Annotated in this window: 20 protein-coding genes, 1 tRNA gene and 1 pseudogene; 16 read left to right on the forward strand and 6 right to left on the reverse strand. The window is 73.2% G+C overall.

All coding sequences use genetic code 11. The annotated features are described in order from the left end of the window. Nucleotides 1–1,100 (reverse strand): annotated as a pseudogene (locus D1825_RS07360) (transketolase); the annotation flags it as partial. A 334-nt stretch (nt 1,101–1,434) separates the two neighbouring features. Between D1825_RS07360 and D1825_RS07365 the strand changes: the two are divergent. The 13 genes from D1825_RS07365 (at nt 1,435) to D1825_RS07425 (ending at nt 12,288) form a co-directional block, all read left to right on the forward strand. Next, nucleotides 1,435–2,400 carry a heme o synthase gene (locus D1825_RS07365; protein ID WP_233549699.1) on the forward strand — a complete coding sequence of 322 codons (966 nt, stop codon included), beginning with the start codon at nt 1,435–1,437 and terminating at the stop codon, nt 2,398–2,400. Nucleotides 2,401–2,418: 18 nt separating this feature from the next. Further along, a complete protein-coding gene (locus D1825_RS07370; RefSeq protein WP_118766792.1) occupies nt 2,419–3,372 on the forward strand; it encodes a site-specific tyrosine recombinase XerD in 954 nt (317 codons plus the stop codon). A 33-nt stretch (nt 3,373–3,405) separates the two neighbouring features. Beyond that, nucleotides 3,406–4,269, forward strand: a complete 864-nt coding sequence (locus D1825_RS07375) for a ParA family protein (RefSeq protein WP_118766793.1) — start codon at nt 3,406–3,408, stop codon at nt 4,267–4,269. Further along, complete coding sequence (locus D1825_RS07380; protein WP_199721534.1) at nt 4,253–5,110, forward strand: segregation and condensation protein A; 858 nt, start codon at nt 4,253–4,255, stop codon at nt 5,108–5,110. The genes D1825_RS07375 and D1825_RS07380 overlap by 17 nt, the downstream gene beginning before the upstream one ends. Continuing rightward, nucleotides 5,107–5,760, forward strand: a complete 654-nt coding sequence (gene scpB, locus D1825_RS07385) for an SMC-Scp complex subunit ScpB (RefSeq protein ID WP_118766795.1) — start codon at nt 5,107–5,109, stop codon at nt 5,758–5,760. Before D1825_RS07380 ends, scpB begins: the two co-directional genes overlap by 4 nt. After that, nucleotides 5,757–6,638, forward strand: coding sequence for a pseudouridine synthase (locus D1825_RS07390; RefSeq protein WP_118766796.1), 882 nt, complete (start codon nt 5,757–5,759; stop codon nt 6,636–6,638). The genes scpB and D1825_RS07390 overlap by 4 nt, the downstream gene beginning before the upstream one ends. After that, a complete protein-coding gene (locus tag D1825_RS07395; protein ID WP_118766797.1) occupies nt 6,635–7,744 on the forward strand; it encodes a prephenate dehydrogenase in 1,110 nt (369 codons plus the stop codon). The genes D1825_RS07390 and D1825_RS07395 overlap by 4 nt, the downstream gene beginning before the upstream one ends. Beyond that, complete coding sequence (gene cmk, locus D1825_RS07400; protein ID WP_118766798.1) at nt 7,726–8,439, forward strand: (d)CMP kinase; 714 nt, start codon at nt 7,726–7,728, stop codon at nt 8,437–8,439. The genes D1825_RS07395 and cmk overlap by 19 nt, the downstream gene beginning before the upstream one ends. Then, on the forward strand, nt 8,436–9,122 hold the full coding sequence (locus tag D1825_RS07405) for a lysophospholipid acyltransferase family protein (protein WP_118766799.1): 687 nt from the start codon (nt 8,436–8,438) through the stop codon (nt 9,120–9,122). The genes cmk and D1825_RS07405 overlap by 4 nt, the downstream gene beginning before the upstream one ends. Nucleotides 9,123–9,166: 44 nt before the next feature. Then, a complete protein-coding gene (gene der / locus D1825_RS07410) occupies nt 9,167–10,642 on the forward strand; it encodes a ribosome biogenesis GTPase Der (RefSeq protein WP_118766800.1) in 1,476 nt (491 codons plus the stop codon). Continuing rightward, nucleotides 10,639–11,643 carry a hypothetical protein gene (locus tag D1825_RS07415; protein WP_118766801.1) on the forward strand — a complete coding sequence of 335 codons (1,005 nt, stop codon included), beginning with the start codon at nt 10,639–10,641 and terminating at the stop codon, nt 11,641–11,643. Before der ends, D1825_RS07415 begins: the two co-directional genes overlap by 4 nt. Nucleotides 11,644–11,703: 60 nt before the next feature. Next, nucleotides 11,704–11,777 (forward strand) — tRNA-Pro (locus D1825_RS07420). Between the two features lie 82 nt (nt 11,778–11,859). Then, the gene (locus D1825_RS07425; RefSeq protein WP_118766802.1) at nt 11,860–12,288 is read left to right on the forward strand and encodes a hypothetical protein; all 429 of its coding nucleotides are present in this window, start codon (nt 11,860–11,862) and stop codon (nt 12,286–12,288) included. Between the two features lie 36 nt (nt 12,289–12,324). Here D1825_RS07425 and D1825_RS07430 read toward each other — a convergent pair whose 3' ends face one another. Then, the gene (locus tag D1825_RS07430; protein ID WP_118766803.1) at nt 12,325–13,494 is read right to left on the reverse strand and encodes a VOC family protein; all 1,170 of its coding nucleotides are present in this window, start codon (nt 13,492–13,494) and stop codon (nt 12,325–12,327) included. 76 nt (nt 13,495–13,570) lie between these two features. On the opposite strand from D1825_RS07430, the gene D1825_RS07435 reads away from it, so the two are divergent. From D1825_RS07435 to D1825_RS07445, 3 genes are read left to right on the forward strand one after another with little or no spacing between them, the layout of a single operon-like run. After that, on the forward strand, nt 13,571–14,269 hold the full coding sequence (locus tag D1825_RS07435; RefSeq protein ID WP_118766804.1) for an MSMEG_4193 family putative phosphomutase: 699 nt from the start codon (nt 13,571–13,573) through the stop codon (nt 14,267–14,269). Nucleotides 14,270–14,300: 31 nt separating this feature from the next. After that, nucleotides 14,301–14,846, forward strand: coding sequence for a DUF3090 domain-containing protein (locus D1825_RS07440; protein WP_118766805.1), 546 nt, complete (start codon nt 14,301–14,303; stop codon nt 14,844–14,846). Then, nucleotides 14,843–15,616: an SCO1664 family protein gene (locus D1825_RS07445; protein ID WP_118766810.1), complete on the forward strand. Its 774-nt coding sequence runs from the start codon at nt 14,843–14,845 to the stop codon at nt 15,614–15,616. The genes D1825_RS07440 and D1825_RS07445 overlap by 4 nt, the downstream gene beginning before the upstream one ends. On the opposite strand, the gene D1825_RS07450 is transcribed toward D1825_RS07445, so the two are convergent. From D1825_RS07450 to D1825_RS07465, 4 genes are read right to left on the reverse strand one after another with little or no spacing between them, the layout of a single operon-like run. Beyond that, nucleotides 15,613–17,628: a vWA domain-containing protein gene (locus D1825_RS07450; RefSeq protein ID WP_118766806.1), complete on the reverse strand. Its 2,016-nt coding sequence runs from the start codon at nt 17,626–17,628 to the stop codon at nt 15,613–15,615. The two genes, D1825_RS07445 and D1825_RS07450, sit on opposite strands and share 4 nt — an antisense overlap. Further along, entirely contained in the window at nt 17,621–19,006 is a 1,386-nt protein-coding gene (locus tag D1825_RS07455) for a sigma 54-interacting transcriptional regulator (RefSeq protein ID WP_118766807.1), read from the reverse strand. The genes D1825_RS07450 and D1825_RS07455 overlap by 8 nt, the downstream gene beginning before the upstream one ends. A 41-nt stretch (nt 19,007–19,047) precedes the next feature. Further along, nucleotides 19,048–19,548 carry a hypothetical protein gene (locus tag D1825_RS07460; RefSeq protein WP_138067520.1) on the reverse strand — a complete coding sequence of 167 codons (501 nt, stop codon included), beginning with the start codon at nt 19,546–19,548 and terminating at the stop codon, nt 19,048–19,050. Next, the gene (locus tag D1825_RS07465; RefSeq protein WP_118766809.1) at nt 19,545–20,672 is read right to left on the reverse strand and encodes a serine/threonine-protein kinase; all 1,128 of its coding nucleotides are present in this window, start codon (nt 20,670–20,672) and stop codon (nt 19,545–19,547) included. The genes D1825_RS07460 and D1825_RS07465 overlap by 4 nt, the downstream gene beginning before the upstream one ends. Between the last annotated feature and the right edge of the window lie 192 nt (nt 20,673–20,864).

Below are 20,864 nucleotides of genomic sequence, written 5' to 3' on the forward strand. Positions count from 1 at the left end.
ACCGGCAGCGTGGCCTCCCAGCCCTCGGGCAGCTCGTGCGCGACGAGGCGGTCGAGCAGCTCGCCCTTGTCCGGGTTCGCGGCGCGCCAGGCGTCGAACTTCTCCTGCCACGCGAGGCGGTCTGCTGCCGCGCGGGACGCGAGCGAGCGGGTGTGCGCCAGGACGTCGGGGCCGACCTCGAACGTCTGGTCCGGGTCGAAGCCGAGCAGCTCCTTGAGGCCGGTGATGGCCGCGGTGCCGAGCTTGGAGCCGTGCGCCGAGTGCTCGTTGGTCTTGGTCGGGGTCGGCCAGGCGATGAGCGTGCGGATGCCGATGAACGACGGCTTGTCCGTGACGGCCTTGGCGGCCTCGATCGCGGCATTCAGGGCGTCGACGTCCTCGCGGTACTCGCCACCGGCGGTCCAGTCGACGAACTGCACGTGCCAGCCGTACGCCTCGTAGCGCGCGAGCACGTCCTCGGTGAACGCGATCTCGGTGTCGCCCTCGATCGAGATGTGGTTGTCGTCCCACAGCACGATGAGGTCGCCGAGCTCCTGCGTGCCGGCCACCGAGGAGGCCTCGCTGGTGACGCCCTCCTGCAGGTCGCCGTCGGAGCAGATCACGAACGTGTGGTGGTCGAACGGGCTCGTGCCGGGCGCCGCGTCGGGGTCGAGCAGGCTGCGCTCGCGTCGCTGCGCCATCGCGAAGCCGACGGCCGAGGCCAAGCCCTGGCCGAGCGGGCCGGTCGTGATCTCCACGCCCTCGGTGTGCTTGTACTCGGGGTGCCCGGGGGTCTTGGAGCCCCATGTGCGCAACGCCTTGAGGTCGTCGAGCTCGAGCCCGAAGCCGCCCAGGTAGAGCTGGATGTACTGCGTGAGCGCCGAGTGGCCGGCGGAGAGCACGAAGCGGTCGCGGCCGAGCCAGTGGGGGTCGGTCGGGTCGTGACGGAGCACGTTCTGGTAGAGCAGGTAGGCCACGGGAGCCAGGCTGATGGCGGTGCCGGGGTGGCCGTTGCCGACCTTCTCCACCGCATCCGCCGCCAGGATCCGGACGGTGTCGACCGCCCGGACGTCAAGGTCAGTCCAGCCGACGGTCTGCGCCAGGGGAGCCTTCGCGTTCACCGCACCTCATTCCCACCCGCACCGTCGGCCGGGTGTCGTGTCGGACGTGATCGGGCGCCCGTGAGGGGCGCCGGGCAGGTCCGGCACCTTCGCGCACCAGATGCGTGGAGGCGTCGTCGGACCGTGCTCGTCGAGCCTATAGCGCACCTGCACACCTCCGCCGGGCGTGACCACCTCCAGGGGGAGCGACCGACGTCACAGTGCCGAACCGGCCCGAGCCGGGCCACCTGCGAGCCTCCCGGCGGGTGCAGGCCGTAGCATGGCAGCGCGACATTCCCCCCACCTCTGTCATGCGCCGGACCAACCGGCCGGACGACGAACGGATCAGCTGCGCGTGCGCCTCACCAGCCCCTTGTCAGTCGACGACGCCGGAGCGTCGGCCGCGCCGACGACGGCGGCCGGACCTGCACGTCGTGGGGTGCGCTCGGTGGTCGGGCCGTACATCGCCCTGACGAAGCCCCGCGTGATCGAGCTGCTGCTCGTCACGACGGTGCCGACGATGATCCTGGCGGCCGGCGGGCTGCCGAGCCTGTGGCTCGTGCTCGCGACGCTCGTCGGCGGCGCGGCAGCGGCCGGTTCGGCCAACGTCCTGAACTGCTACATCGACCGCGACATCGACAAGATCATGAACCGCACCAAGCGGCGGCCGATCGTCACGGGTGAGGTCACCCCGCGGGCCGCGCTGGTGTTCGGTCTCGCGCTCGGCGTCGGCTCGCTCGCCTGGCTCTACCTCGTGGTCAACCCCGCGTCGGCCTGGCTGACGGCCGCGGCCATCCTCATCTACGTCGTCGGCTACACGATGATCCTCAAGCGGCGCACGCCGCAGAACATCGTCTGGGGCGGCGCGGCCGGCTGCATGCCGGTGCTGATCGGCTGGTCCGCGGTGACCGGTGGGCTCTCGTGGACCGCGGTGCTGCTGTTCGGGGTCATCTTCTTCTGGACGCCGCCGCACTACTGGCCGCTGTCGATGAAGTTCCGCAACGACTACGCCGCGGCGGGCGTGCCGATGCTGCCTGTCGTCGCGAAGGACACCAAGGTCGCGCGCGAGATGATCGCGTACACGCTCGCGATGATCGCGTGCTCGGTGCTCATCTGGCCCGTGCAGGGCATGACCTGGGTGTACGGCGTCCTGTCGATCGGCCTCGGCGGCTGGTTCCTGTGGACGTGCATCGGCCTGCTGCGCCGCGCCGAGGACCCCAGCCGCGGCAAGCTGCGCGCGATGAGCGTCTTCCACGCCTCGATCACCTACCTGACGCTGCTGTCCGTCGCGCTGTCGGTGGACGTCTTCCTGCCGCTCTGACGGAGGTCTGACCTGGGCATGTCCGTGGACCCGGCCGACGACGGCCCGCTGAGGCCGGCGCTCGACACCTACCTGGCCCACCTCACGGTCGAGCGGGGCCTGTCGCCCAACACGCTGTCCGCCTACCGCCGCGACCTCGGCCGCTACCTGGCCTTCCTCGCCAACCGCGGGGTCACCGCCGCCGACCAGGTGGGGGAGCAGGACGTCGAGGCGTTCGTCGTCGCGGTCCGCACCGGCACGGACGGCCGCACGCCGCTCTCGGCGGCGTCCGCGGCGCGGTGCGTCGTGGCCGTGCGCGGCTGGCACCGGTTCCTCGTGCTCGACGGCGCGACGACCGACGACGCGGCTCGCGCCGTCCGGCCGCCGGCCCAGCCCAAGCGGCTGCCCAAGGCGATCTCGGTCCAGGACGTGACGCGCATCCTCGACGCTGCGGGCCTCGGCGACGGTCCCGTGCCCCTGCGCGACCGCGCGCTCCTCGAGCTCGTCTACGGCACGGGTGCGCGCATCTCCGAGGCGGTCGGGCTCGCGGTCGACGACCTCGACCTCGATCCCGAGCGCGCCTCGGTGCGGCTGTTCGGCAAGGGCCGCAAGGAGCGCGTCGTGCCGGTCGGCTCCTTCGCCCGCGAGGCGGTCGAGGCGTACCTGGTGCGGGGCAGGCCCGCGCTGTCGGCGGGCGGGCGGGGGACCGCGTCGGTGTTCCTCAACACGCGCGGCGCGGTGCTGAGCAGGCAGAGCGCGTGGGCCGTGCTGCGGACCGCGGCGCTGCGCTCGGGGATCGACGGGGCCGAGCACGTCTCGCCGCACACCCTGCGGCACTCGTTCGCGACGCACCTGCTCGCGGGCGGCGCGGACGTCCGCGTGGTCCAGGAGCTGCTCGGGCACGCCTCGGTCACGACCACCCAGATCTACACGCTCGTGACCGTGGACAGCCTGCGCGAGGTCTACGCGCAGGCGCACCCGCGCGCCCTCTGATCCAGGGCTCGACACGCCGGTAAGGTGTGCGGCGTGGTGAGCCAGCTATCGACCCAGGACCTCGACGCCGTCGGACGGCCCCTGCCGGTGTTTCCCGACCCGGCTCCGCTGGCCTCGCACGGCCCCGCCCGGGTCATCGCGATGTGCAACCAGAAGGGTGGCGTCGGCAAGACGACGACCACCATCAACCTGGCCGCCGCGCTGGCCGAGTACGGCCGGCGCGTGCTCGTCGTCGACTTCGACCCCCAGGGTGCGGCGTCGGTCGGCCTGGGCATCAGCCCGCACGAGCTCGACCGCACGATCTACAACCTGCTCATGGAGCGCGACGCGTCCATCCACGAGCTCATCCGGCCGACGGCGACGCCCGGCCTGGACCTGCTGCCGGCGAACATCGACCTGTCGGCCGCGGAGGTGCAGCTCGTCGGTGAGGTTGCCCGCGAGTCCGTCCTGGCCCGCGTGCTGCGTCCGGTGCTCGACGACTACGACGTGGTCCTCGTGGACTGCCAGCCCTCGCTCGGCCTGCTCACCGTCAACGCGCTGACGGCCGCGCACGGCGTGCTCATCCCGCTCGCGTGCGAGTTCTTCGCGCTGCGCGGCGTGGCGCTGCTCGTCGAGACGATCGAGAAGGTGCGCGACCGGCTCAACCCGCGTCTCGAGGTCGACGGCATCCTCGCCACCATGTACGACCCCCGGACGCTGCACGCCCGCGAGGTCGTCGCGCGCGTGCACGAGGCGTTCGGCGACACGCTGCTGCACACCGTCATCGGGCGGACCGTGAAGTTCCCCGACGCGACGGTCGCCGCCGAGCCGATCACCACGTACGCACCCGCGCACGCCGGCGCGATCGCCTACCGGCAGCTGGCCCGTGAGCTCGTCGCCCGTGGCGACGCCGCCTGACGCTCCCGCGGCACCGGCGCCCAGCGGGTCCGCGGGCTTCGAGGTCCACCTCGACAACTTCAGCGGACCGTTCGACCTGCTGCTCGGCCTCATCGCCAAGCACAAGCTCGACATCACCGAGGTCGCGCTCGCGCGCGTGACCGACGAGTTCATCGGGTACATCCGCGAGTCGGGCAAGGACTGGGACCTGAGCCGTGCCTCGGAGTTCCTCGTCGTGGCCGCGACGTTGCTCGACCTCAAGGCCGCCCGGCTACTGCCGTCGGCCGACGTCGAGGACGCCGAGGACCTCGAGCTGCTTGAGGCGCGTGACCTGCTGTTCGCCCGGCTGCTGCAGTACCGCGCGTACAAGGAGGTGGCGGCCGACCTCGCCGAGAAGTTCGCGACCGAGGGGCGGCGATTCCCGCGCATCGTGCAGCTCGAGCCGCACCTGGCCGCGCTGCTGCCCGAGCTCGTGTTCCAGATCGGTCCCGACCAGCTCGCCGCGCTGGCCGCCAAGGCGGTCGCCCCCAAGGCCGCGCCGCCCGGCGTCGACCTCAGCCACCTGCACGCGCCGCCCGTCAGCGTCCGTGAGCAGGCGGCGGTCCTCGTCGACCGGCTCCGGCACCAGGGCGCGACGTCGTTCCGGGCGCTCGTCGCGGACGCCGGGTCGACGATCGTCGTGGTCGCGCGGTTCCTCGCGCTGCTCGAGCTGTTCCGCGAGGGCGCGGTCGCGTTCGACCAGGTTACGCCCCTGGGCGAGCTGAACGTGCGCTGGACGGGCGCCGAGGACGGCGAGGTCGAGGTGTCCGACGACTTCGACCAGCTGGACACGACTGCCGAGGACAAGGAGAGCGACGCGTGAGCGAGCAGGACGAGACCCCGATCGACGAGCCCGCAGCTCCCACGCCCGCGGACGAGCTGGCCTTCGACGTCGACGACCTCCCCGGCGGCGCACTCGCCGCGCTCGAGGCCGTCCTGATGGTCGCCGACGAGCCCATCCCCGCGATCCGCCTCGCGTCCGTGCTGGCGCTGCCGACCGACCGGGTCGCCGACCTGCTGGCCGAGCTCGCGGCCGACTACCGCGGCGAGCGCGGCGGCCGCGCGCGCGGGTTCGAGCTGCGGCAGGTCGGCGACGGCTGGCGGATCTACTCGGCGCCGGTCTACGCGGACGTCGTCGGGCGCTTCGTCCTGGACGGCCAGAGCGCGCGGCTGACGCAGGCCGCCCTGGAGACGCTGGCCGTGATCGCCTACCGTCAACCCGTGACCCGCGGGCAGGTCTCGGCGGTCCGCGGCGTCAACGTGGACGGCGTCGTGCGCACGCTCACAGCCCGCGGGTTGGTGGCCGAGACCGGCACCGACCCGACCAGTGGCGCGCTGCTGTACGAGACCACGGGATACTTTCTTGAGCGGATGGGCCTGTCCAGCCTGGACCAGCTGCCGCCGCTCGCGCCCTACCTGCCGGACATCGACGTGCTCGAGGGTATGGACCAGACGATCGAGGAGTTCAGATGAGCCCGCAGGACCGACGAAGCGGCGGGAAGCCGAGCCGCGGGGGCAAGCCGACCGGGCGCCCTGCGGGAGGCCGCTCCGGTGCCCCGCGCTCCGCGCCGAACCGGCCCGCGCGCCCGAAGCCCGCACCCGAGCCGACGATCGACGTGCACGACCCCGACGGCGTCCGCCTGCAGAAGGTTCTCGCGACCGCGGGCCTCGGCTCGCGCCGCGCGTGCGAGGACCTCATCGCCTCGGGCCGCGTGACGGTCGACGGCCAGCCGGTGCGTGAGCTCGGCATCCGCGTGGACCCGAGCAAGGCGGTCATCCACGTCGACGGCATGCGCGTGCAGCTCGACACCACGATCATCACGATCGCGCTGAACAAGCCCAAGGGCGTCGTCTCGACGATGCACGACCCGGAGGGCCGCCCGACGATCGCGCAGTTCGTCGCGAACCGCGAGGAGCGGCTGTTCCACGTCGGCCGCCTCGATGCGGAGACCGAGGGCATCATCCTGCTGACCAACGACGGCGAGCTGGCCAACCGTCTGTCGCACCCGTCGCACGGCATCACCAAGACCTACCTCGCCCACCTCGACGGCCGCGTGCCGCCGTCGCTCGGGGGTCGGCTGCTGCGCGGCATCGAGCTCGAGGACGGGCCCGTCAAGGTCGACAAGTTCAACATCGTGCAGGTGACCCCGCAGGCGAGCCTCGTCGAGGTCAGCCTGCACGAGGGCCGCAACCGCATCGTCCGGCGCCTGTTCGAGGAGGTCGGCTTCCCGGTGACCGCCCTCGTGCGCACGAGCATCGGCCCGATCCGCCTCGGCGACCTCAAGCCCGGCCGCACGCGCGTGCTCTCGAAGACGGAGGTCGGCTCGCTCATGACCCAGGCGGGGATGTGAGCGCAGGCACCACCGGCCCGGTCCGCGTCGTCGGGACCGGCCTGCTGGGCGCGTCCGTCGGGCTCGCGCTGCGCGCGCTCGGCGTCGACGTCGTGCTCGCCGACCCCTCCCGCACGGCGCTCGCGCTCGCGCGGGACGTCGGCGCCGGGCGTCCGGCCGCGCCCGACGACGAGGAGCCCGCGCTCGTCGTCGTCGCCGCACCGCCCGACGTCACGGCCGACGTGGTCGCCGCGGAGCTCGCGGCCCACCCGGGCGCCGTCGTCACCGACCTCGCGAGCGTCAAGGGCTACGTCCTCGACGAGCTGCGCGCGTCGGGCGCGGACCTGACCCGGTACGTGGGCTCGCACCCGATGGCAGGGCGCGAGCGCTCGGGCCCGTCGGCAGCGGTCCCCGACCTGTTCCTCGGCCGGCCGTGGGTGCTCGCGTCCACCGAGGTCACCCGGCCCGACGCCGTGCTCGCGGTGCGCTCGCTCGCGGTCGACCTGGGCGCCGTCCCGGTCACGCTCGACGCTGGCGCGCACGACGAGGCCGTCGCGCTGGTCTCGCACGTCCCGCAGGTGGTCGCGTCGCTCGCGGCCGCGCGGCTGGCCGGGGCCGACGACGTCGCGCTCGGGCTCGCGGGGCAGGGGCTGCGAGACGTCACGCGGATCGCCGCCTCCGACCCCGCGCTGTGGACCTCGATCCTCGCGGCCAACGCCGGCGCCGTGCGCGACGTCCTGGTCGCCGTACGGTCGGACCTCGACGGCGTCATCGACGCGCTCGCTCTCGCCGCCGCGGCCACCGGCCCGGAGACGGTCGCCCCCGGTGCGCTCGCGACGATCGCGCAGGCGGTCGCCGACGGCAACACGGGCGTCGCGCGGATCCCCGGCAAGCACGGCGGTGCGCAGCGCAGCTACGCGCTCGTGACAGTCCTCGTCCCTGACGCGCCCGGCGAACTCGCCCGCCTCCTCACGGAGGTCGGCGAGGCGGGCGTCAACCTCGAGGACCTGCACCTCGAGCACGCCGCCGGCCGCCCGGTCGGCATGGCGCAGATCTCGGTGCTGCCGGGCAGCGCCGCACACCTCGAGGCGGAGCTGACAGCCCGCGGATGGAGACTGGTGAGTTGAGCACGTCCCCCCTCGTCATCGCGATCGACGGGCCCTCGGGCTCGGGCAAGTCGAGCGTCTCCAAGGCGGTCGCCCGGTCGCTCGGCCTGTCCTACCTGGACACCGGCGCGATGTACCGCGCCGCCACCTGGTGGTGCCTGCACTCGGGCATCGAGCTCACGGACGCGACTGCCGTGGCGGACGCCGTGCGCGCGATGCCCCTGGTCATGGGCGTCGACCCGGCCGCGCCCACCGTGACCGTCGGCGGCACCGACATCGGCGAGGCGATCCGCGAGACGTCGATCTCGGCGTCGGTGAGCGCGGTCGCGACCAACCTCGACGTGCGCGCCGAGCTCGGCCGCCTGCAACGTGCCGCGATCGAGGAGGCGGGCCACGCCGACTCGTTCTCGCAGGGCCGCGGCATCGTGGCCGAGGGCCGCGACATCACGACCGTCGTCGCGCCCGACGCCGACGTCCGCGTGCTGCTCACCGCCTCGGAGGAGGCGCGCCTGGCGCGGCGCTCGCTCGAGGTGCACGGCGACGCGGACGCCGCCTCGGTCGAGGCCACGCGCGACCAGGTGCTGCGCCGTGACGCCGACGACTCGACGGTCGTGCAGTTCCACGTCGCTGCGGACGGCGTCGTCACGGTCGACTCGTCCGACCTCGACTTCGACCAGACCGTGCAGGCGGTGCTCGACGTCGTCGCTGCTCGATGAGCAGCGGGGCGGTCCCGTCGGCGTCCGGTCCGCGCTGGTCGCGCTGGATCGGGCGTTTCCTGGCGCGCGTCGTGTGGAACACGTCGGTCGTCGGCACCCACCACGTGCCGACGTCCGGTCCCGTGCTGCTCGCGGCCAACCACACCGGCATCGTCGACGGGCCGATCCTCCTGGGCGTCGCGCCGCGGCCGGCGCACGTGCTGGTCAAGGAGGAGATGTTCGTCGGGCCGATCGGCTGGGTGCTGCGGGCGGCGGGGCAGATCTCGGTCGACCGCGACGGGGGTCGCTCGGCGCTCTCGTCGGCGCTCGGGGTGCTGCGCCGCGGTGACGTGGTCGGGATCTTCCCCGAGGGCAACCGGGGTCGCGGCGACGCGACCAACGCCCGGGCGGGCATCGCCTGGCTCGCGCTCAACGGCCACGCGCCGGTCGTCCCGGTGGCCGTGCTCGGCACGCGCAGGACGGGGGAGTCGGTCAACCGGCTGCCCGGCCTGAGGCGGCGCCTGGTGGTCGAGTTCGGGGCCCCGATCGTCGTCGAGCGCACCGCGACGGTGACGGGCAGGGAGGCGCTGGTCACAGCGAACGATGCCATCCGGACCGCCCTGGCGGACCTCGTCACGCACGCATCGGCCCGCACGGGGCTCTCGCTGCCCACCGACGACCCCCTCCGGGAGCGGCGCGGCTGAGGTCCGGGTCGTCTTTCGGTGGCGTGACAGGGGACAATGACCCCATGACCGAGATCGACCCTGCCCTGACGCTGCCCGACGAGGCCAGCGACGCCGACCGCGAGCGGGCTCTGCGCGCCGGCCTGGCGGAATACGAGCTCGCCGACGACGACCTGGCGCTGCTCGACGGCGTCGACGGCGGTGCACGCCTCGAGGCCGCCGCCCGCGCCCTGCCCGTGCTGGCCGTCATCGGCCGCCCGAACGTCGGCAAGTCGACCCTCGTCAACCGCATCCTCGGCCGCCGCGAGGCCGTCGTCGAGGACAAGCCGGGCGTCACGCGCGACCGCGTGAGCTACCCCGCCGAGTGGTCGGGCACGCACTTCACGCTCGTCGACACGGGCGGCTGGGAGGTCGACGTCGCCGGCATCGAGGCGCGCGTCGCCGAGCAGGCGGAGGTGGCCATCGGCCTGGCCGACGCCGTGCTCTTCGTCGTCGACGCCACGGTCGGCACCACGAACACCGACGAGCAGGTCGTGCGCCTGCTGCGCAAGGCCGGCAAGCCGGTCGTGCTCTGCGCCAACAAGGTCGACGGGCCCGCCGGCGAGGCGGACGCCTTCGCCCTGTGGTCGCTCGGGCTCGGCGAGCCGTACCCCGTCTCCGCGCTGCACGGCCGCGGCACCGGCGACCTGCTGGACGCGGTCCTCGACGCGCTGCCGGAGATCTCCGAGCACGGCGTGCTGCGTCCCGACGGCCCGCGCCGCGTGGCCCTCGTCGGCCGCCCGAACGTCGGCAAGTCCTCGCTGCTCAACAAGGTCGTCGGCGCCGAGCGCGTCGTCGTCCACGAGGTCGCCGGCACCACGCGCGACCCGGTGGACGAGCTCGTCGAGCTCAAGGGCAAGCCCTGGATCTTCGTCGACACCGCCGGCATCCGGCGCCGCGTGCACCAGACGTCGGGCGCCGACTTCTACGCCTCGCTGCGCACGCAGGCCGCGATCGAGAAGGCCGAGGTGGCCGTCGTCCTCGTCGATGCGTCGGTGAAGATGACCGAGCAGGACACCCGCGTGATCTCCCAGGTCGTCGAGGCCGGGCGGGCCCTGGTCATCGCGTACAACAAGTGGGACCTCATGGACGAGGACCGCCGCCCGTTCCTCGAGCGCGAGATCGAGCAGGACCTCGTGCAGGTGCAGTGGGCGCCGCGCGTCAACGTCTCGGCCCGCACCGGCTGGCACACCGACCGCCTCGTGCCCGCGCTCGAGCGCTCGCTCGAGTCGTGGGACACGCGCATCTCGACGGGTCGCCTCAACGCGTTCCTCGGCGAGCTCGTCGCGGCTCACCCGCACCCCGTGCGCGGCGGCAAGCAGCCCCGCATCCTGTTCGCGACGCAGGCGTCCACGCGCCCGCCGCGCTTCGTGATCTTCACCACGGGCTTCCTCGACCCCGGCTACCGCCGGTACATCGAGCGTCGCCTGCGCGAGACCTTCGGCTTCGAGGGCACGCCCATCTCCATCTCGGTGCGGGTGCGGGAGAAGCGCCGGCGGTGAACCGCGGCCGCCGCGCGCTGCTCAGGCTCGGGCTGCCCCGCGACCCGGCGGCGTCGCGCTACCTGACCGGCTTCCTGGTCAGCGCGATCGTCACGGTCATGGCGGTGCGTGCGCTGCTTGCGGCGACCGGCTACCCGCAGGTGGGCGGCCAGCACCTGCACCTGTCGCACGTGCTGTGGGGCGGCCTGCTCATGGCGTTGGCGTTCGTGCTGGTGTTCTCGTTCCTCGGCCCCGTCACGCGTCCGTTCGCGGCCGTGGTGGGCGGCGTGGGGTTCGGTCTCTTCGTCGACGAGATCGGCAAGTTCGTCACCTCGGACTACGACTACTTCTACGCGCCTACGGCCTCGCTCGTGTACCTGGTGATCGTCGCGCTGGCGCTGGTCTCCGAGGCGCTGCACGGCCGACGGCCGCCGACCCAGCAGGAGTACCTCGCGGCCGCCGCTGACGCAGCCGTCGCGGGCGTCGCCGGGGGATTCAGCCCCCGGGCCCGCCGCCACGCCCACGCCATGCTGGAACATGCGGGCGACGCCCGCGGACGCGACGAGGTCGCGGCGCTCCTCGACGCGGTGACCGACGACCGCAGCGAGCTGCCCGACCCGACGACAGCGGTCGCCGACCTCGTCGTCCGGGTGACGCACCGGATCGTGCGCGCGCGATGGGTGCCGGCCCTCGCCGTCGTCGTGCTGCTCGCAACAACCGCCGGGGCGGTGTGGCGGGTGTTCCAGCACGAGAGCGCCTCGGGCTTCGTCCTCGGCGGGGTCCTCGTCGGCGCGGCGCTCACGGTCGCCCTGTGCATCGGCGGTCTGGTGCTCGGAGCTGGCGAGCGCGAGCGGGGGTTCCGCTGGTTCCGTCGCGCGGTGCTCGTCTCCCTGCTCGTGACCCAGGTGTTCCTGTTCCGGCTCGACGAGTGGGGTGCCGCGATCGGCCTGGTCATCGACCTCCTGGTGCTCGGTCTGCTCGCCGCCGAGCTCGACGTGCTGCGCCGCGCGCGCGAGGAGTGAGGGCGCACGAGCCACTGCCTCGGGTGAGGTAGGCTCTTCGAGGCTCCTGCGGGGGTCATTCGGGCTGTGGCGCAGCTTGGTAGCGCACTTGACTGGGGGTCAAGGGGTCGCAGGTTCAAATCCTGTCAGCCCGACCGATGTAGTTGCAGGTGAGGGGCCGTTTCTGGGGAACCAGGAGCGGCCCCTTCTCGCAGTCCGTGCACCTATGATCTGCGCATGAATTCTGACCGGCGCGCGCTACTGGCACGGCTCGGCCTCGTCGTCGGGGCGTCAGCCGCGCTCCTCGGAGCTGCCGCGTGGCTGCCGGACGGCGGGCTGCTCGGCGCTCTCGGATGGGTTCTCGGATTCGCGGGCGCGATGGCGGCATTGAGCGTGCCAGTCGCGATCTGGCGAGTTGTGTCGCCCGATGCCGCCGCCCGATGGGAGGCCGATCCGAAGGGGCAGCCGACGCCCCTCCTGTCGCCGGTCGTCTTCTGGACCGGGACGATCGTGTTCGCCTGGATCCTGACCCAGGTCGAGCCGCCCACCTCGCTCGCCGGCTATGGCTGCATGGCGTTCCTGTGGTGTGGTGCGGCTGGTGCGGCGGTGTTCGCCACGATGTTCACGCGGATGTACTGGCGCGACCGACGGCGAAGCACGGAGTGAGGGTTCCGCAGACCCGGTTCGCTCACACCTAGCCCGTCACGGCCCCGAGACGACCACCAGCTCGTTGCCCTCCGAGTCGTCGATCCGCCATCGACCCGCCGACTCGTCCACCAGCCGGCCACCCGCTGCGAGGGCCGCCGCGACGCGCCCCTGCGCCACGTCCGTCGGCACCGCGAGCTCCACGTGGGTGCGGTTGCGCTGTCGCGCCCGGTCCGTGTCCGAGACGTCGAAGTCCTGGAACATCATCACCGGGTTGAGCCGCCGCGGGTCGATGATGTCGGTGAGGTCCTCGCGCCGATCGGGCACGTAACCGAGCGCGGCGAGCCAAAACGCGCGGACAGCAGGGATGTCGGCGGCGTCGAGGACGACCTGCGTGCATCGCGGCAGCGCAGGATCCGCGACGGCCCCGAGGTCCCGGGCGGCGCCCTGGATGGCGCCAGCCAGCGCGGGGAAGTCGATCGCGAGGCCGTGGGCGTCGGCATCCGACTGGTCCTTGCCGCTGTCGAGGATCACGAGCCCCGGCCGCAGGTCGATCAGCAGCGGGAAGCCCATGGCGTCGGCGAGCGACGCGGCCGCGGCGGCCAGGTCGCGCTGCTGCGTCGTCGACGTGGTCCGGTAGCAGGCCACTGCGCTGAAGACGGCCTGCCAGTCCGCGGCGGACTCGTCGAGCACGTCGCCGGGCACGAGGTCGACCTCGTTGCCGTCGGGGTCGGCGTGGCAGACCCCGAACGGGCCGTACGGCTCGCCGAGATCCGCCTTGTCGACCTCAGCCGAGGGGCGCACCACGTCGAGGTGGAAACGGTTGCGCAGCGGTCGAGATTCGTCCGCGCGTCGGACCCGCACGGGGAAGTCCCGCCGCAGCGGATCGATCAGGCCGCCGTCATCGCCGGGTGCGTACGCGAGCGCGCGCTGCCAGAAGGGCGCCACGGCCGTCGGGTCCGGGGACTCGAGGACGATGCTGAGGTCCTGCAGTGCGGAGGGGTTCGCCGTCAGGCCGAGCTCGCGAGCGGCCGACGACGTGGCGTCGGCGAGGTCGGTCGAGGCGAGGCGCAGCCGCAGGCCGTTCGCGCGCAGGTCGACGAGGGCCTCGGGCTCGAGCTCGAGGGCCCGCCCTGCCAGCTCGCTCCCCGCGCTGAGCGAGGGAGCGTCGAACCACGCGGCCAGCGAGCCGTCGACCACGCGCCAGTCTGCTTCGAGATTCGCCATGCCTGCGAGCCTGGACGCGGCCGTCCCTGGGGTCAAGAGGCACCCGCCCCAGAGCCGCGCGCCCTAGGCTCCCGGTATGCCCACGGTCCTGCTCGTCCGCCACGGCCGCACCACCGCGAACGCCCAGGGAATCCTCGCCGGCCGCCTGCCGGGGGTCCGGCTGGACGACGTCGGCCGGCGGCAGGCGACCCAGGCCGCGGAGCGCATGGCGGGGATCCCGCTCGTCGCCGTCGTCACCAGTCCACTGGAGCGGTGCCGGCAGACTGCCCGGATCCTGGTCTCGCAGCAGGAGGGCGACCCCGGCACCAGCGTCGAACGCGGCATCACCGAGTGCGACTACGGGCAGTGGCAGGGTCTGGCCCTGCGGGACCTCGCGCGCGAGCCGCTGTGGGAGGTCGTGCAGCGGCAGCCGTCGGCGGCGGCGTTTCCGGGGGGCGAGTCGCTCGCGGCGATGCAGGCCAGGAGCGTCGAGGCGATCCGACGGCACGACACCGCGGTGCTCGAGCGGCACGGGGCGGGTGCCGTGTGGGCGGCCGTCGCGCACGGGGACATCATCAAGTCGGTGCTCGCGGACGCGCTCGGCATGCACCTGGACCTGTTCCAGCGCATCGCCGTGGGGCCGGCATCGGTCTCGATCGTCCGGTACGGCACGCATCGGCCGGAGGTCGTCGCCACCAACACGGTGTCCGGCGACCTTTCGTGGCTGCGAGCGGCCGCTCCGGTCGACGACGCGCCCGTCGGCGGGGGAGCAGGAGCGGAGCCGCACCCCTCCTGACGAGCGGCGCGAGCGCTCGTAGAGTGGAGCCATGCCCACTCTCGTCCACGAGTTCGACTGGCCGGACCGCGTCGTCGTCGGCACGGTCGGCCGCCCCGGGGCGCGCGCCTTCTACCTGCAGGCGCGCGCCGGTAGCCGCACCGCGAGCGTCGCGCTCGAGAAGGAGCAGTCGGCCGTGCTGGCCGAGACGATCGACCGGCTGCTCGACGAGCTGATGGCCGAGCCCGAGAACCGCTACAGCATCCCCGCCGAGGCACCCGCCGAGCTCGTCGACGACGAACCGCTGGATCAGCCCGTCGAGCAGGAGTTCCGGACCGGCTCGATGCGGCTGACCTGGGACCCGCGCACTGCGCAGGTCGTCGTCGAGGCGTACCCGGTCGTCGACGAGGGGCTCGAGGAGGACGACGAGGAGGCCGAGCCCGCGGAGCTGCTGCGGATCCGGATGCCCGTCGGCACCGCTCGGGCGTTCGTCGCGCGCACGCGGGCGGTCGTCCGCTCCGGAAGGCCGGCCGGCCCCCTGTGCGGCGCCCCCGTCGACGACGACCAGCACGTGTGCGCCGCGCCGGACGTTCCGTGACCGCTGCGCACGCAGACCTCGAGTCGGGGGAGCTCGAGGTCGTCGGGCGCATCCGCGTCGCGTCCAACGCGACGTTCCGCGCCACGATCGGCGCGATCGACGTCGTCTACAAGCCGGTCGCGGGGGAGAAGCCCCTCTGGGACTTCCCGGACGGGACCCTGGCCGCCCGCGAGGTGGCCGCCTACCTCGTCTCGGAGTCGACCGGCTGGGGCATCGTCCCGCGTACGTGGCTGCGTGACGGTCCGCTGGGCCTCGGCATGGTGCAGCTGTGGCAGGACGAGGACCCGAGCCAGGACCCGGTCGACGTGGTCCCGACCAGCGCGGTGCCGACCGAGGGCTGGCGCGCGGTGTTCCAGGGCGTCGACGGCGACGAGCAGCCGGTGACGCTCGGGCACGAGGACTCCGCCGCGCTGCGCCGGATCGCGGTGCTCGACGCGGTGATCAACAACGCCGACCGCAAGGGCGGCCACGTCCTGCCGCTCGCCGACGGCCGGCGGCTCGGCATCGACCACGGCGTCGCCTTCCACGTCGAGCCGAAGCTGCGCACCGTGCTGTGGGGATGGCTGGGCGAGCCGCTGGACGACGAGGAGCTGGCCGGGATCGCTCGCGTGCGCGCGGGCCTGGACCAAGACCTCGGCCGCCTCCTGGCGGACCTGCTGACCGACGACGAGGTCACGGCGCTGGCAGCGCGGTGCGCGCGACTCATCCGCACGGCCCGGTTCCCGGCGCACGAGAGCGACATGCCGGCCGTGCCCTGGCCCCTGTTCTAGCCGAAGGGGTCGTCGTCGCGACCCCAGCCGCCGAACGCCCCGTTGCGGCGCGAGTCGAGGTAGGAGCCCACGACGGCCGCGCTCAGGTCGTCGGCCTCCGGCGCCACGACCGACCCGCCGACCCGGCGGGCCATGCCGTCGACGAACCGCGCGAGGCCGGGGTCGTCGCCGAGGCGGAAGAACGTGGTCCGCGCGCCGAGGCGCGTCGAGGCGTCCAGCTCGCGCACCGCGACCGCGATCGTGGCCGGGTGCGGCGGGTAGTCGAAGAAGACCTCGCCATCGGCCTCGAGATGGGAGGTCGGCTCACCGTCGGTGACGATCAGGAGGACGGGCTGGGCGTCCGGATGCTTGCGGAAGTGCCGGTTCGCCAGGAGCAGCGCGTGGTGCAGGTTGGTGCCCTTCTCCCATCGGGCATCGAGGCCGACGAGCTCCTCGATCTGCATCACCGACGCCGTGCGCCCGAAGCCGATGAGCTGCAGGTCGTCGTCGCGGAAGCGGCTCGTGACGAGCGTGTGCAGCGCGAGCGTCGTGCGCTTCATCGGCACCCAGCGCCCCTCCATGGCCATCGAGAAGGACGTGTCGACGAGGAGCGCCACGCACGCGCGCGTGCGGGCCTCGGTCTCCTGCACCTCGACGTCACCCACCTCGATGCGGACGGGTCCGCCGCTCCCGCCGGTGCGCACGAGCGCGTTCGTGAGGGTGCGCGTGACGTCCCACGGCTCGGTGTCCCCGAACTCCCACGCCCGGGTGGCGCCCGAGAGCTCGCCGGCCGCGCCGGCTCGGCGTACCTCGTGGCCGCCCGGCCTGCCCGAGATCGTCTCCGCGACCGCGCGCAGGATCTCCTTGCCGAGCTGGCGCATCGCCTGGGGCGTCAGGGCGAGCCGGCCGTCGTCGCTGCGACGCAGCGCGCCCGAGCGCCTGAGCTCGCGCTCGAGCCGCTGCAGGGTGCGGGCGTCGACGACGGCGTCGGCGCCGAGCTGGCGCGCGAGCTTGTCGAGGTCCACGTCGTCGAGCTGCGAGCCCTGGTACGACTGCGCGAGCTGGTCGGCGAGCTCGTCGAGATCGGCCAGGTCCTGCAACACGCCGGTGCCGTCGCCGAGCCCGAGGCCGTTCTCGCCGTCCATCCGCTGCGTGCCGGACCAGTCCTCGCCCGGACGCAGCGCGCGCAGGTTCTCGTCCATCTGCGCGAGCGCGTCCATCAGGTCGGGCGACCCGAACGCCTCCTGCGCGAGCGTGTCCAGCTCGCGGCGCTGCTCCGCGGTCATCGAGTTGCGCATCCGCTGGGCCGCGGCGGCCCGCTGCGCGAGCGAGTCCAGCAGCTCCTCGACGGTGGTGGGCTGGTCCGGGAAGTAGTCGCCGTGCTGCGCCATGAAGTCGGCGAACTGCTGCGCGGTGTCCTCGCCACGTCGGTGGGCGTCGAGCAGCGCGTTGAGGTCGGCCAGCATCTCCCGGAGCGCCGCCCGGTCCTCGTCTGTCGCATCCGCCAGGGCCTGCTTCATCCCGGCGAAGTGCTGGTCGAGCATCTCGCGGCCCAGCAGGTCCTTGATCTTCTCGAACTCGCCGCGCGCCTCGGCGCTGCGCCAGGCGTAGTCGTCGAGCTCGCCGACCGCGGCGGCAGGCGACGCCGGGAGGTTGTCGAGCTGCATCTGGGCCAGGGCGCGGTCGCCCTCGTCCATGTCGACGTCGCGTGCGAGCTGCTTGCGCTCGGCGAGGACCGCGCGGTCGAGGAGCTCGCGGATCTCGCGCAGCGTGCCGTCGAGGTTGTTGCGGCTGGTGAGCTCGCGCCGACGCTCGGCCACCCGTCTCGCGAGCTCGTCGAGGCCCGGTCGGTCGGCGCCGCCTCGGCGCAGGTACTCGCGCAGCGCGGCCTCCGCGGACGAGCCGGCCATGACGTCCTCGCCGATCGCGGCCAGCGCCTCGGTGAGGTCCAGCGGCGGGGCGAGCGGGTCCGGCCCGTCGACGTACGCCGTGTACCGCGCCCGGCTGCTGAGCCGGCGGTTGGCCCTAGCCATAGATCGTCTCGCCGTCGCCGGTCTCCTTGCTCAGCCGGCGGGACAGGTAGAGGCCCTCGAGGGCGAGCTCGATCGCGCTGGCCCGCTGCCCCTCGTCGGTGGCGCCGAGCCGTGCCGCGATCTCGTCGTACAGCTCGGACTCGCCCAGCGACGGCAGGGCGGCCAGGACGTCGCACGCGGCGACCTGCTCGCCCGTGCTCACCATCGCACCGCCCTGGATCGCGTCGACGAGCAGGCCGAGGTCGAGGCCGCCCAGGTGCGCGCGCACGGTCTCGGCCGTGGCCACGCGCAGCAGGTGGTCGAGGATCTCGTTCTCGCGGCCGTCCTCGCCGGCCTCGAACTCGACCTTTCCCGCGAGCACGTCGACGGCGGCCTCGAGGTCGACCGGCCGGCCCACGGCCTGCGGCTCGCCCTGCCGCGCGGCGCGGTGCAGCGCGGCCGCGGCGACCGTCTCCGCCCCCGCGATGCTGAACCGGGCGCTGACGCCGCTGCGCTGGTCGACGGCGCTGGACTCGCGCAGCGCCCGGGTGAAGCGCGCGAGGATCTCGACGAGGTGGTCGGGCACGTCGGCGACCAGCGCCGCCTCCTGGCGGACCACGGCGACCTCGTCGGGCAGCTCGATCGGGTAGTGCGTGCGGATCTCGGCGCCGAACCGGTCCTTGAGCGGCGTGATGATCCGGCCGCGGTTGGTGTAGTCCTCCGGGTTGGCACTCGCGACGACGAGGACGTCCAGCGGCAGCCGCAGCACGTAGCCGCGGATCTGGATGTCTCGCTCCTCCATCACGTTGAGCAGCGAGACCTGGATGCGTTCGGCGAGGTCGGGCAGCTCGTTGAGCGCGACGATGCCGCGGTGGCTGCGGGGGATCAGGCCGAAGTGGATCGTCTCCGGGTCGCCGAGCGCACGGCCCTCGGCCACCTTCATCGGGTCGACGTCGCCGATGAGGTCCGCGACGCTCGTGTCCGGCGTCGCGAGCTTCTCGACGTAGCGCTCCTCGCGGTGCCGCCAGACGACGGGCAGGTCATCGCCGAGCTCGTTCGCGCGGCGGATGCTCGCGGCCGTGATCGGCTCGTAGGGGTGCTCACCGATCTCCGAGCCGTCGATCACCGGCGACCACTCGTCGAGCAGGCCGACCAGCGTGCGCAGCACGCGGGTCTTGCCCTGGCCGCGCTCGCCGAGGAGCACGATGTCGTGGCCGGCGAGGAGCGCGCGCTCGAGCTGCGGGATCACGGTCGACCCGAAGCCGTGGATCCCGGGCCAGGGATCGCGTCCTTCGCGGAGTGCGGCCAGGAGGTTGTCGCGGATCTCGGTGCGGACCGGGACCTGCTGGTGGCCGGAGGCCCGCAGCTGGCCGAGGGTTGCCACGTCAGGGTGCGTCATTCTTCGACACTAACCCCGCGCGGGCGAGGTAGCCGGGGCGCCTACTTGTCCTTCTTCGGGTGCGGCGGGTGCTTCGAGCCGGGACCCTTGCCGTTGTCGGCGCCCTTGCCCTTGTTGCCGGCCTTCGGCGCTGAGGGTGCCTTCGCGGTGGGGACCGATGTCGAGTCGGCGGACGGCGACGCCGTGGCCGTCGCCTTGACCTTTGCGGCTGCCTCCGACTTCGCCTTGGCCACGGCTGCTGCCGCGGCTCGGTCCTCCGCCGCGGCGACCTCAGCGGCCACGCGGTCGAGGGCGGCGTCGATCTCGTGGTACCTCGAGGTCGAGATCTCGCCGGCATCGAGTCCCGCGTCGAGCTGCTTGCGCGCGGCCGTGAGGGCGGACTCGACCGCGTCCCACTTCTTGGCCGCCGCCGCCGTGGAGACGGCCAGCACGTCCACCTGGAGCGTGTGCGCGCGATCCTCGGCGAGGTCGGTCTGGCTGCCGCACGCGCCGACGGCGAGCACCAGACCAATGACGCCGACGATCCTTGCTCGGCGCCTCACGGTGTCACGCTCCGCTGCAGCGTCGTCAGTGCGCTGCCCAGGTCGCCCTGGACCACCGGGTAGCTCGGGGTCGGTCGAGGCGACGGGTCGTCTCCTCCGACCTGGAGGGCCGCGACGGTCCCACCGACCAGGAGCAACGTCGCGCAACCCGCGAGCACCCAGCTGCGATGCCCGGGTCGCGGCCGTGCGGCTGATCGTCCCTCGCGGACGGCGGGCGCGACCCGGGTCTGCGGGAGCGACAAGAGCTCGGTGTCTGCGGCCGGTGGGGCGTCCGTCCCCAGTCGGTCCAGCTCGGCGGCGACATCAGCAGCCGTGGGCCGCTCCTCGGGGTCGCGAGCGGTCATCTGGGACAGCAGTCGCGCGAGGCCTGGTGCCAGGCCCTCCGGGATCGTCGGGAGCGACGTCAACCGGGCGGCGGCCGACTCCGCGAAGGTGCCCGTGAACACCGCTCGACCGGAGAGGCACTCGATCAGGACGAGACCGAGCGAGTAGATGTCCGTGGGCGGTCCGAGGGGGCCGCCGGTCACCTGCTCGGGGCTGAGGTAGTGCACGGTGCCGAGCATGGTGCCCGTCATCGTCAGACGCGTGTCGTCGGCGATCCGCGCGATCCCGAAGTCGGCGACCTTGACGACCAGCTCCGGACCATCCGCCGTCGTCAGGATGTTCCCGGGCTTGATGTCACGATGGACGATCTGCTGCTCGTGCACGTCGGCGAGGGCCTCGGCGATCTGCCGGCCGATGTCGCTCACGGCTGCGGCACTCATCGGCTCCGTGCCGCGGTGCTCCGCGAGCGTGGGGCCGTCGACCAGCTCCATCACGATGTAGACCTCTTGGCCCCCGTCGCCATCGCGGACGGAGCCCGCGTCGTAGAGGGCGACCAGGCCCGGGTGGCTCAGCGTCGCGAGCACCCGCACCTCGGCGGAGTGGCGTAGCAGCAGGTCGGCGTCGTCGGCGACCGACGGGAACAGCTTGATGGCGACGTCGCGTTCGAGCACGAGATCGTGCGCTCGATGGACGGTGGCCATCCCACCCCGCCCGAGGACTCCGTCGAGCCGATAGCGCCCAGCGAGCACGCGCGCGTCGCCTACGGGCGCGGTGCTGACGTTGATCGCTGCCGCGGACATGTCTGCCGACGTTAGGTGCTTGGCGGACGCCGTGCACGCCGACGCCGGGTGATGCCTGCCACGCGCGCGAGGCTAGGCGGCGTGGTTGCGGTACTCGAAGGGTGGGTGCTGGGCGAGGAGGCGTGCGAAGGCGAGGTCGACGACGGGGCGGTCGGGCTCGAGCTCGGTGGGTGCGGCGGGTGTTGGTGGGGC

The sequence above is a fragment of the Cellulomonas rhizosphaerae genome, assembly GCF_003470205.1.
Classification (GTDB): Bacteria; Actinomycetota; Actinomycetes; order Actinomycetales; family Cellulomonadaceae; genus Cellulomonas; species Cellulomonas rhizosphaerae.

Bases quoted from the DNA above. Each gene is read 5' to 3' on its own strand.
- D1825_RS07440 (WP_118766805.1), top strand. From the start codon at position 14,301: ATGCCCACTCTCGTCCACGAGTTCGACTGGCCGGACCGCGTCGTCGTC.
- D1825_RS07425 (WP_118766802.1), top strand. From the start codon at position 11,860: ATGAATTCTGACCGGCGCGCGCTACTGGCACGGCTCGGCCTCGTCGTC.
- cmk (WP_118766798.1), top strand. From the start codon at position 7,726: ATGGAGACTGGTGAGTTGAGCACGTCCCCCCTCGTCATCGCGATCGAC.
- D1825_RS07405 (WP_118766799.1), top strand. From the start codon at position 8,436: ATGAGCAGCGGGGCGGTCCCGTCGGCGTCCGGTCCGCGCTGGTCGCGC.
- D1825_RS07465 (WP_118766809.1), bottom strand. From the start codon at position 20,672: ATGTCCGCGGCAGCGATCAACGTCAGCACCGCGCCCGTAGGCGACGCG.
- D1825_RS07450 (WP_118766806.1), bottom strand. From the start codon at position 17,628: ATGGCTAGGGCCAACCGCCGGCTCAGCAGCCGGGCGCGGTACACGGCG.
- D1825_RS07435 (WP_118766804.1), top strand. From the start codon at position 13,571: ATGCCCACGGTCCTGCTCGTCCGCCACGGCCGCACCACCGCGAACGCC.
- der (WP_118766800.1), top strand. From the start codon at position 9,167: ATGACCGAGATCGACCCTGCCCTGACGCTGCCCGACGAGGCCAGCGAC.
- D1825_RS07370 (WP_118766792.1), top strand. From the start codon at position 2,419: ATGTCCGTGGACCCGGCCGACGACGGCCCGCTGAGGCCGGCGCTCGAC.
- D1825_RS07455 (WP_118766807.1), bottom strand. From the start codon at position 19,006: ATGACGCACCCTGACGTGGCAACCCTCGGCCAGCTGCGGGCCTCCGGC.
- D1825_RS07430 (WP_118766803.1), bottom strand. From the start codon at position 13,494: ATGGCGAATCTCGAAGCAGACTGGCGCGTGGTCGACGGCTCGCTGGCC.
- D1825_RS07390 (WP_118766796.1), top strand. From the start codon at position 5,757: ATGAGCCCGCAGGACCGACGAAGCGGCGGGAAGCCGAGCCGCGGGGGC.